This is a genomic window from Streptomyces sp. NPDC059455 (assembly GCF_042750115.1).
Taxonomy (GTDB): domain Bacteria; phylum Actinomycetota; class Actinomycetes; order Streptomycetales; family Streptomycetaceae; genus Streptomyces; species Streptomyces endocoffeicus.
Genome location: NZ_JBHYVB010000044.1, coordinates 52350 through 63740 on the forward strand (window position 1 = coordinate 52350; position 11391 = coordinate 63740).

An 11391-nucleotide genomic window follows, 5' to 3' on the forward strand; every position below is an offset into this window, starting at 1 on the left:
CCGGCTCCTCACCGCTCTCAGAAGGGCGCCTGAACTCAGGTGCGGTCCGCGCCGCGCGGGGAGGGCCGGGTGCGTGTCGCGTGGATGGAGCCGAGCAGACGCAGCGCCTCCGCGCTGCCGCTGCCGGGCTCCGCGTGGTAGATGACGAGTTGCTGGCCCGGGGCCTCCCGCACGTCGAACGCCTGGTAGCTGAGCGTGACGGGGCCGACGTCGGGGTGCAGAAACCGCTTGGCCTCCTGGGTCTTGCCGCGCACGGTGTGGCTGTCCCACAGGCGCGCGAAGTCCACGCTGCGCTCGGTGAGGGTGTCCACGAGCCCGCGCAGGCGCGGATTGTCGGGCTCGTAGCCCGCCGCGTGGCGCAGATTCGCGACGGTGGCCTGGGCCGCCCGGTCCCAGTCCCGGTAGAAGGTGCGGCCCGCGGGGTCCGCGAACGCCATGCGGGCCAGGTTGTCCGCCGGGTGGAACGGCGAGTAGAGGGCGTCGGCCAGCGCGTTGGTGGCGAGGATGTCCAGGGTCCGGTCGAGCACGAAGGCAGGCGTGTGCGGATAGCCGTCCATCAGCTGCCGCAACCCGGGGCTGACCTGGTCGGACACGCGGGCGGCGGGTTCGGCGGGCACCGTGCCGCCGAGCCGGTACAGATGGTCCCGGGCATCGCCGTCGAGGCGCAGCGCGCGGCTGAGTGCGTCGAGCACCTGCGCGGAGGGGTGGCGCTCCCGGCCTTGTTCCAGGCGGGTGTAGTAGTCGGCGTTGACACCGGCCAGCACCGCGACCTCCTCACGGCGCAGCCCGGGAACGCGGCGGGTGCCGTGGCTCGCCATCCCGACCTCTTCGGGCCGAAGTCCTGACCTGCTGCTTCGCAGGAATTCTCCCAGGTCGTTGTCACCCATGCCGCCAGGCTACGAGACGCCGCGACCGGCTGCCTGGGTGTGTCGCACCCAGGCAGCAGGCGTCCTGGCCGGCCCGTGGCGCACTGCCCAGACTCGGTGGCGCGAGACGACCCCGCCGCTTCCCGCAGTGGCATCGAAGAAGGACGGCACCATGACGACAACCACTCATTCCGCCGACTCCGCGGAGTTCACGGGCAGGATCGCCCTGGTCACCGGGGCGGCACGCGGCGTCGGGAAGGAGACCGTCCGGCTGCTGCACCGCCGCGGGGCGCGGATCGTGGCCGTCGACGTGCGCCACGAGGTGGGGGAACTGACCGAGCACTTCCCGGGCGTACGTCCCGTGGTCGGCGACATCACGGACGAGGCGACCGCTCACCGCGCGGTACGGGAAGCCGTCGATGCCTTCGGCGGCCTGGACATCCTGGTCAACAACGCTGGGCGCACCCTCAACAAGCCGGTCACGGAGACGACGGCGGAGGACTGGGACACCGTGCTGGCGGTCAACGCCCGGGGCTCCTTCCTCTTCGCCCGTGAGGCATTCCGCGTCATGAAGGAGCGCGGTGGTGGAGCCATCGTGAGCACGGGTTCCTACACATGCACCGTCGCACTGCCGGAGGGTGCCGCATACAGCGCCTCCAAAGGTGCCCTGGCCCAGTTGACGAAGGTTCTCGCCGTGGAAGGCGGGCCGCTGGGCATCCGGGCGAACATCGTGGCCGCGGGTGTCATCGAGACGGACTTCCTGGATACGTTCCGTCCCGACAGCCGTGCGTACCTGGCCTCCTTCGCCGACGCCCAGCCGCTCGGCCGGGTGGCCCAGCCCGAGGAGATCGCCGAAGTGCTCTGCTTCCTCGCCTCGCCGCGCTCCAGCTTCATCACGGGCGCCGTGGTCGCGGCGGACGGCGGCTTCACCGCGATCTGAGCGGAAGACCCGCGCCATTTTCTCCATGTAGCGCTATGCGAGGCATGACCGGAATGGCGAAGACACTCCATGAGCACTAATGGAATGAGCAATTCCATTAGTGCTCATTGCCCGGCTTGTGACTTGCGTCACAAGCCCATCCTCAATGGATCACATTTTCGTATCCCTGTGAAACGATGCCTCGGTGCTGGCCTCGAAGTAGCTCATCGCGAGACATCACCGATCCACCGGTCCACCCGAATCGATATCGGGTGGCAGTACGGCAAATGACTTCTTCAAGTTTTGGCTAGCCGTAACGGGGAGGCGAGAATGCCGACGATGATTGTTATCGGGTACAGAGGCGATCTCGATCAGGCACTGCGGCGCCGCGGCATTGATCCTTACTATATTGTCCAGGCGCCGGCGAGTCCGCCGAAGAGTCGGAGATTCACATGGGTCGCCGACATGGAGAACGCCCAGGAGATTTTCCGAGCAGTGCTGTCCGCGGGCATTGACGATGTGGCCGGGGTGCTGAGCGTCCATGAAATGGGCGTATTCGGGGCAACCTACTTACGGCAGCAGCTGAACCTTCCCGGGAATGCCGATTCCAGGACGGCTCTCCACTTCCGGGACAAGTACCTCCAGAAGAGCGTGCTGCCGCCCCGGATCAGGCGGGCGCGCTGCCGTCATGTGCCCGTGGGCACGTCGTTCGCGGAGCTCGCCGACGATCTGGGAGAGGTCTTCGTGGTCAAGCCGGCGACCGGGGCCGGCGCTCTCCGTACGAACATCGTGCGTACCCCGGAAGAGTACGCACAGGCCCTGACGCCCTTCACCGGTCAGTCGGATGTCGAGATCGTCGCCGAGTCCTTCATGGACGGTCCGGAGGTCTATCTCGACGGCGTCTGGGAAAAAGGAAACCTTCAGTGGTCGTCCATGAGCAGCTACCACATCTCACCGCTCAGGGCCGTACAGGGCGGCATCCTGTCCGCGTACGTCCTGGACCGGAAGCGGCATTCCGTCCTGTTCGATGAGATGGAGACGCTCGCCGGGCAAGCGCTCACCAGCCTGAACGCCCCTGATTGCGTATTCCATATGGAAGCGTTCACGAGCGGAGAAGGTTTGACCTTCGGCGAGTGCGCCATCCGCCTCCCCGGGGCGCTGTCCCCTCAGGTCAATCAGCTGACATACGGCGTCGATCTCTTTGACGTCGAAATCAGTCTCGCGCTGGGTGAGGGGGCGGCTCGGGGTCTGGGTGACCAGCGCACGCCGGAGCGCTTCCATGGCTACATTCTTCTGCGCCGTCCCAACGGGCGCAATGTAACCCAGAGCGACTTTGAGCAGAACTTCCTTTTCGATGAGATCGTCTACGATTCATCGCCTGATGCGCCGGTCGGGCCGTATGGCCGCGTGGGACAGGCCATCGTCTCCGACCCGGATGAGCTGAAACTGCGGAAGACGATCGAGGACATCGTGCGATTCAACGAGGTCGGATCCACCTGATCTGACGGCCGGTCCGACCTAGCCACCGGCCCGGGACACCCCGGCGCCGACACCGTCGCGTCCACCTCGATCACACGTGCCGCGGGCGCCAAGCTCCGCCCGCCCCAGCCGCGTTCAGCCGCGCCCCCACGATTCGCACCACCGCCGATGGCGGTGTCAGAGCCCGGCCCCGGTGCCCTTCCCCGGCGCGGCGTCGCGCCCCCAGCCCTGCTCGCCATGGTTTTCCGTCCCTTCTGATCGGAGGACTTCCCCCATGCCGGATCAACGTCATGCTTCGACACTCCCGCAGCTGCTCGAGCGCGCGGCCCGCGACACGACTCAAGGCATCGCGTTCATCGGCGGCCCGTTCCTCTCCTACGCCGAGTTGCGGGAGTGCGCCTGCCGGATCGCGCAAGGGCTGCGGGAGCGCGGTACCGCCCCGGGCGACCGAGTGCTCATCGCGGCCGGTGATCCGGAGATCTTCTTCCGCGCCTTCTGGGGATGCGTACTCGCCGGTGCCGTGCCGTGCCCGGTCGCACCGCCGGCCGACCCTTCCCGGTGGCGTGCCCAGCTGGAGCATCTGCGCACGCTCCTGGGCGACCCGCTGGTGATCGTGTCCAAGACGGCTCATGGAGACCTGCCCGAGGCCGGGCTGCGGTCCGTCACGGTCGAGGAGCTGAGCCATGCCGCGGCCGAGCCCGATCAGCTCCATGTGCCCGCGCCGGACGATCTCACCCTGCTGATGCTCACCTCCGGGTCCACCGGATCGAGCAAGGCGGTCAGGCTCACCCACGCCAATCTGCTGGCGGCGCAGGCCGGTAAGGCGGGGGCGCTGGAACTCGGGCCCGACGACACCTCGTTGAACTGGATCTCGGTCGATCACATCGCCGCGATCGAGGCGCATCTGCTGCCGATGTTCAACGGCGCCGCCCAGGTCATGACGACGCCCGCCACGGTGCTGGCGGACCCCGTGGAGTTCCTCAGGCTGCTCACGGCCCATCGGGTGAGGGTGACGTTCACCCCCAACTTCCTGTTCGGGCAGATCAACCAGGCACTCGCCGTGCGGCCCGCATCGCGGCAGGAGGCGGACCTGTCACAGGTGCGGCACATCATCTCCGGCGGCGAGGCCACCGTGACCGCCACCGTACGGGCGTTCCTGGACACGCTCGCGCCCTACGGGCTGCGCGGAGATGTGATCGTGCCCGCGTTCGGGATGACCGAGACCTGCGCGGGCAGTGTGTTCAACCGCGACTTCGCCACCCGTGACCTGGAGACGGAGTTCCCCCCGCTGGGCCGCCCGGTGCGGGGCCTGCGGATTCGCGTCACCGACGACGACGGCACGGTGCTGGCCTCCACCGACCGGCCCGTGACGGCCGAGCCGGGGGAGGTGCAGCTGCACGGCCCGATGGTCTCGGGCGGCTACTTCGGCAATGAGCGGGCCACCGCGCAGGCCTTCACCGCCGACGGCTGGTTCCGCACCGGAGACCTGGGCCACCTCGACCCCGACGGCCGGTTGACGCTGGTCGGCCGTAGCAAGGACTCCATCATCGTCAGCGGTGTCAACTACTACAGCCACGACCTGGAAGCGGTCCTGGACGAGCTGGACGGGGTGAGGCGCGGCCACGTCGCCGCGTTCCCGATACGCCCCGAGGGGGCCGACACCGAACAGCTCGCCATCGCGTTCGTCCCGGCGGGCGACCCCGCCGACGAGATCGCGGTGTACCGGGCCATCGTGGCGATCCGCAGCTCCACGGTGATGCACTGGGGCTTCCGCCCTCAGCTGATCCTCCCCGTCGCCGAGGAGGAGATCCCCCGTGGCAACCTCGGCAAGATCCAGCGGTCGCGGCTCCGCGCGGCCGTCGAGAACGGAAGCCTGGACGAGGCCGCCCGCCGGTCGGACGAGATCAGCACCCGGTTCCTCGGCGGCCATGTGGCGCCGGAGGGCGAGATGGAGACCGCACTGGCCGAGATCTACGCCCGCGTCCTGGACACCAAGGCGGTGTCGGCCACCGCCGGCTTCTTCGACCTGGGCGGTACCTCGCTGGACGTGCTGCGGCTCAAGCTGGAGATCCAGGCCGCGTTCGGCATCGAGGACGTGCCGATGTCCACGCTCCTCCAGGCCCCGACCGTACGAGCGCTGACCGGCCGCCTGACCGCAGGGCAGGGCGCAGGCGGCGACGCCACCTACGATCCGCTGGTGCCGTTGCAGATCACCGGGGACGGGACGCCGCTCTTCTGCGTCCACCCCGGTCTGGGGGAGGTGCTGGTGTTCGTCAATCTCGCCAAGTACTTCACCGGCGAGCGGCCGTTCTACGCGCTGCGGGCCCGTGGATTCGGACAGGGGGAGACCCACTTCGAGTCGTTCGACGACATGGTGTCCACCTATGTCGAGGCCATCCGGCGGGCGCAGCCCAGCGGCCCCTACGCCGTCGCGGGCTACTCCTACGGCGGGGCGGTGGCATTCGAGATCGCCAAGCGGCTGGAAGCCGACGGCGACAAGGTTGACTTCGTGGGCGTCTTCAATCTGCCACCGCGGATCTCCGACCGCATGAACGAGATCACCTTCACGGACGGCGCGATCAACCTGGCGCTGTTCCTCGAACTCATCGACGCCACCGATATCGAGCGGCTGACCGCCACCCTCCGGCCACTGCCCGAGGCCGATCAGCTCGCCCATCTGATCGACCACGCCCCGAAGCGGCGGCTGACCGAACTCGACCTCACCCTCGAGCGGTTCGCCGACTGGGTGCACCTCGCACAGAGCATGGTGCACCTGGGCCGCACCTACGAACCCTCGGGTTCGGTCGGGCGGGTGAAGGTCTTCTACTGCACTCCGCTGCGCGGCACCAAGGAGGAGTGGCTGGATCACCAGCTCAGCCACTGGGACGAGTTCACCCGTGACCCCAACACCTATATCGAGGTCGACGGGGAGCACTACACCCTGATGAGCCCGCGGCATGTGCACACCTTCCAGGCGACCCTGCGGCACGAACTGGCCCGCGCGCTCGGCTGAGGACCGGCAAAGACAACCGCTGACACCACCAGGAGCGGCCGATCATGCAAGGCAAGAAGATACTCATCACCGGTGGGACCGGACAGGTCGCGAGGCCCGTCGCCGCATCGCTCGCCGTCGACAACGAGGTGTGGTGCCTGGGCCGGTTCGGCGACCCACACGCCCGCGGGGCACTGGAGGAAGTGGGCGCCCACACCGCCGTCTGGGACATGGCCACCGATGACCTGGAGGGACTGCCCCGCGACTTCACCCATGTGCTGCACTCGGCGGTGCACCGGGGCGACGGCAAGGACTTCGAGGACACCGCGCGTGTCAACGCGGTCGGCACCGCACGGCTGATGACCCACTGCTCTGCCGCCGAGTCGTTCCTCTACGTCTCGTCCGGGGTGGTCTACCACCGCGCCGATCGGACACATCGCTACCGGGAGAGCGATCCGCTGGGCGGGGCCGCGCCCTGGCTGCCCACCTACCCCGTCGCCAAGATCACCGCCGAAGGGGTGGCACGCGGTCTGGCCGAGACACTCGGGCTGCCGACGGTGATCGCCCGCCTCAACATCGCCTACGGCCCGTACGGCCACGGTGGCGTGCCCATGATCCTGTTCAATCAGATGCGCGAGGGACAGCCCTGCGCGGTGCCCCGCGAGGGCCAGAACTACTGCAATCTGCTGCACACCGATGACGTCGTGCGCCAGGTGCCGCTGCTGTGGGACGTGGCGCGGGCGCCCGCGCGGGTGGTGAACTGGGGCGGGGACGAGGAGGTCGGCATCACCGATCTGCTGGAGTACCTGTCCGCGCTCACCGGAGTGCCGGTGCGGCTGGACCGCGGCGACTACAGCCGGGAAACGGCCATCTTCGACCACGACGTCCGCCGCGGTCTGATCGGCCACTGCACCATCGGCTGGCGGGCCGGTATCGCCCGCACCGTGGCCGACCTGTTCGAGGAGTACCGCGACCGCGTCGACGCGTACCTGGACGCGCACCGAGCCGGGACACCCCAGTGACCACGAGGAGTGGAGAACGAGCATGCGCAGGTCCGCAGATATCGACGCGCTTCGGCATGTGCTGTCCACCGCCCTCGGGTCCCCGGACCCGGTGTGCGCCTTGGGCCGACTAGACCAAGGCGCGGGCGCGTTCGCCACCCTGGACACCACGGTGCTCGAGCGCCCCACGCTGATGGGCGGCGGATCCCCGTACCACCCGACCAGCCCCGCCCCCACCCGCCACACCCTCGATGAACTGGTCCGCCGCGCCGAGACACTGGGCGTGCCCCAGATCCTGGTGCCCAACGTGCGCCGCAGCGACGACACCAGCGCACTGCGGGCGGCAGGGCTCGTTCCGATCGCCACCGAGAGCGAGTGTGTCGTCCGGCTGGCCGGGGAGGTGGACGAGTCCCTGCGGACCCGCATCGGCGCCGAACGACTCAACGACCTCCGCCGCCGCGACCGCGAGGTCTCCCTCGAGCTGACCTGGGAGCGGATCCGGCTGAGCGAGCTCGACGGAAGTCCCTGGGCGCGAGACGCCTTCGTCACGCTCCACCAGCGTCAGGCCGAGCGCCACGGCGGCCACCACAACCTGTACAACGCCGAAGCCCTCGACGCACTGGCACACGGCCCGCTGGCCGATCGCACCGAGATGCTCGTGCGCCGCGAACAGAACGCCGTGGTCCAGGCCGGGCTCATCACCACATCCCACAACGGCCGGGGGATCTACTCCCTCACACAGGTCATCGACCACGACGACCCCATCGCACGGGACGACCTCTTCGCCGCGTCCGTGTACCGGCTGTACCTTCACGCCCGGCGCTCCGGCCTGGAGTGGGTCCACCTCGGCCGGGGAGATGTCCCGCGCATGCGCCGCCTCGGAGCCGATCTGTTCGTACCCCTCGACCACTGGCTGCGCGCCCCCGGCCTCGCCTCCCCGGAGGAAGCGGGAGCGGAACACCCGCTGTCGGAGTACGCGGCTCCCCCCGTCACGGGGGTGCCCGTCCCCGGCCCGGCCCGCTTCCGCCAGGTGCCCCGGTTCGACACGATCGACCTGTCCAGCAACACCAACCCGTTCCTGGGCGCCGAGGGCGAATACCCCCACCTCGACACCACAGAGCTGGCCGGCACCTACCTGGCCACGATCGCGACATTCCCCGGCCACGAGGGCGTGCACGCGCTGAGCGCGGACCACGTGCTGTTCAGCAGCGGGGCGGTGGACGGCGTCATGCTGCTCCTGGCGGCGCTGGCGTCACCCGGCGAGCGCGTCTGCGTCACACCACCCACCTTCCCGCTCTACGGCCACTTCGCCCACATCCTGCGCCTGCCCGTCGTCGAGGTGCCGCTGCGCGGCGACGACCTGTCCCAGCTCGACACCGAGCGCATCCTGGCGGCCGATCCGCGGGTGACCATCCTGTGCGATCCCAACAACCCCGTCGGGACCAGGCTCGACCCGGAGCAGGTCCACCACCTGGTGGCTCGCGGCCGCGGGCTGGTGGTGATCGACGAAGCCTATGTCGAGTTCAGCGAGAAGCCCTCGTACGCCCGGCTGGTCGCCCAGCACGACAACCTCATCGTGCTCAGGACACTCTCCAAGGCATGGGGCCTCGCCGGCGCGCGCTGCGGAATCGCCCTGGCCCAGCCCGGCGTCATCGAGGCACTGCGCCGGGTGCAGGTGCCCTTCGGGTTCACCAACGACTCCCAGCACGCCGTACGGGACCGGCTGACCGATGTGCGGCGGGTGGTCGCCGGCATCCAGCGCATCCGTGCCGAACGTGACCGGATGGCCTCGACGCTGACCGAGCACCCCGCGGTGGCCCGGGTGTTCCCCTCGGAGACCAACTTCCTCTTCGTCCGGCTGCACAAGCACGAGCGCGTGATGGACCAGCTTCGGGGCGCGGGCATCGTGGTCGCCGACACCGGGCGGGTGATCCCGGATACCTGCCGTATCACCATCGGCGATCGGCGCGCGAACACCGCCCTGCTCGAAGCACTCTCCTCCGCTCTGTGAGCCCTGTCGTTCAGCGCCCTGTCGTTCAGCGAAAGGACACCGCTCGTGGGTAAAGATTCTCGTTCCGATACCTCTCTCTCCAGCACTGTCGTCGCCGAGGCTTATGCTCGCTGGAGTCCGCAGCTGCACAAGGAATTCGACACCAACGCCCATCATGGGTTTATCGGCCAGACCCTGGTGAAAGAGACCGATTCACTGCGCGTCTGGGAGACCCATCTTCAGCCGGGCGAGCGAATTCCCGTCCATCGGCATGTGCTGGACTACTTCTGGATAGCCCTGACAAATGGCCGGGCCCGTCAGCACTCGAGCGATGGCACCACGCACGAGATCTCTTATGCCCGCGGAGAGTCTCAGCATTTCCGCTGCCCCGCGGGGCGATATCACCTACATGACCTGAAGAACATCGGCGATGACGTTCTGTCGTTCCTGACCATCGAGACAAAGGGCGGGCCGAACGAGCCCATTCAGCTCCCGAAGAATTGATAACTGTCGGGCGCGGGGGCGGGCGCGCGCGCCCCCCCCGGGGGCGAGCCGCGCCCCCCCCCCCCCCCGGCCCGTCGCCGCGCGACTCGGTCTCGTCCGTCAACAGGCTCCGGTACACGGCGCTGCGCGCCCTCAGCTCCTCGTCCGTGCCCACGTCCGCGACCCGGCCCCGGTCCATGACCGCGATGCGGTCGGCGAGGGCGAGGGTGGAGGGGCGGTGGGCGATCAGCAGGGTGGTGCGGCCCGCCATGACGCCCCGGAGCGCCTCGTGGATCTCGTGCTCGACGCGCGCGTCCACCGCCGAGGTGGCGTCGTCCAGGACGAGCAGCCGGGGGTCGGTGAGGATCGCACGGGCCAGGGCCAGCCGCTGGCGCTGGCCGCCGGAGAGGGTCATCCCCTGCTCGCCGACCTCCGTGTCATAGCCGTTCGGCAGCTCGGAGATGAAGCCATCGGCCTGCGCGGCGCGGGCGGCGGCCCGGATCCGCTCCTCGCTCGCGTCCGGCAGCCCGTAGGCGAGATTGGCGCGCACGGTGTCGGAGAAGAGGAAGCTGTCCTCCGGCACCATCCCGACCGCCCCGCGCAGCGAGTCGTACGTCAGCTCCCGCACATCGTGGCCGCCGATCCGCACCGCGCCCGACGACACGTCGTAGAACCGCGGCAGCAGCATGGACAGCGTCGACTTGCCGCTTCCGGAGGCGCCCACGACGGCCAGGGTCTCGCCCGGCTCGATACGCAGGGACACCTCGGACAGCACCGGCCGCTCGGGGTCGTAGCCGAAGCTCACCCGGTCGAACTCGACCGTCGCCGGGGCGTCCTCGGGAAGCTCCCGGGCATCAGGGCGCTCGTCGATGACGGGCTCGGTGTCGATGAGCTCGAAGACACGCTCGACCCCGGCCCGCGCCTGCTGCCCGATGGTCAGCAGCATCGTGAGCATCCGCACCGGGCCCACGAGCTGGGCGAGATAGGTCGAGAAGGCCACGAAGGTGCCGAGGGTGATCTGGCCCCGCGTCGCCATCCAGCCGCCGAGCGCCAGCATGGCGACCTGGCCGAGGGCGGGGACGGCCTGGAGGGCCGGGGTGTAGCGCGAGCTCAGCCTTACGGTCCGCAGCCGGGCCGCGAACAGCCCCCGGCCGACCTCCCGCAGCTTGTCCGTCTCCTGCGCCTCCTGCCCGAACCCCTTGACCACCCGGACACCGGTCACGGCCCCGTCGACCACGCCCGCGACGGCGGCCGCCTGCCCCTGGGCGTACCAGGTGGCGGGGAAGAGCCGGATGCGGCTGCGCGAGGCGAGGATCCACAGGGCGGGGGCGACGGCGAGGGCGACGACGGTGAGCAGCGGCGAGAGCACCGCCATCACGATGAGCGAGACCAGGAAGAGCAGAATGTTGCCGATCATCATCGGCACCATGAAGAGCAGGCCCTGGATCAGCTGGAGGTCGCTGGTGGCCCGGCCGATGATCTGGCCGGTGGAGAGCTTGTCCTGCCGTCTGCCGTCGAAGCGGGCGATGGCCGCGAACATCTCCGTGCGCAGGGCGTGCTGGACGTCGAGGGTGAGCCGTGGGGGGGCGGGAGACCGGGCCGCGGGGGGGGCGGGGGCCCACACGCCGGGCGCGCACACCCGACGGGGCCCCCGGGCGGCG

Annotated in this window: 6 protein-coding genes and 1 pseudogene; 5 read left to right on the forward strand and 2 right to left on the reverse strand. The window is 69.3% G+C overall.

Annotated elements, in window-relative coordinates:
- Window positions 1-35: 35 nt before the first annotated feature.
- The gene (locus ACFXB5_RS18245; protein ID WP_385208713.1) at window positions 36-887 is read right to left on the reverse strand and encodes a helix-turn-helix transcriptional regulator; all 852 of its coding nucleotides are present in this window, start codon (window positions 885-887) and stop codon (window positions 36-38) included.
- 151 nt (window positions 888-1038) lie between these two features.
- On the opposite strand from ACFXB5_RS18245, the gene ACFXB5_RS18250 reads away from it, so the two are divergent.
- The 5 genes from ACFXB5_RS18250 to ACFXB5_RS18270 all read left to right on the forward strand — a co-directional run bounded on the left by ACFXB5_RS18250 (window position 1039) and on the right by ACFXB5_RS18270 (window position 9268).
- Entirely contained in the window at window positions 1039-1806 is a 768-nt protein-coding gene (locus ACFXB5_RS18250; protein WP_385208716.1) for an SDR family NAD(P)-dependent oxidoreductase, read from the forward strand.
- Between the two features lie 309 nt (window positions 1807-2115).
- Complete coding sequence (locus ACFXB5_RS18255) at window positions 2116-3285, forward strand: acetyl-CoA carboxylase biotin carboxylase subunit family protein (protein ID WP_385208719.1); 1170 nt, start codon at window positions 2116-2118, stop codon at window positions 3283-3285.
- Between the two features lie 253 nt (window positions 3286-3538).
- Window positions 3539-6277 (forward strand): alpha/beta fold hydrolase, encoded by a 2739-nt coding sequence (locus ACFXB5_RS18260; protein ID WP_385208721.1) that lies wholly within the window; start codon window positions 3539-3541, stop codon window positions 6275-6277.
- A 44-nt stretch (window positions 6278-6321) separates the two neighbouring features.
- Window positions 6322-7278: an NAD-dependent epimerase/dehydratase family protein gene (locus ACFXB5_RS18265; RefSeq protein ID WP_385208723.1), complete on the forward strand. Its 957-nt coding sequence runs from the start codon at window positions 6322-6324 to the stop codon at window positions 7276-7278.
- Between the two features lie 22 nt (window positions 7279-7300).
- Window positions 7301-9268, forward strand: coding sequence for a pyridoxal phosphate-dependent aminotransferase (locus ACFXB5_RS18270; RefSeq protein WP_385208725.1), 1968 nt, complete (start codon window positions 7301-7303; stop codon window positions 9266-9268).
- 529 nt (window positions 9269-9797) lie between these two features.
- Here the strand turns inward: ACFXB5_RS18270 and ACFXB5_RS18275 are convergent.
- Window positions 9798-11309, reverse strand: a pseudogene (locus ACFXB5_RS18275) (ABC transporter ATP-binding protein); the annotation flags it as partial.
- Between the last annotated feature and the right edge of the window lie 82 nt (window positions 11310-11391).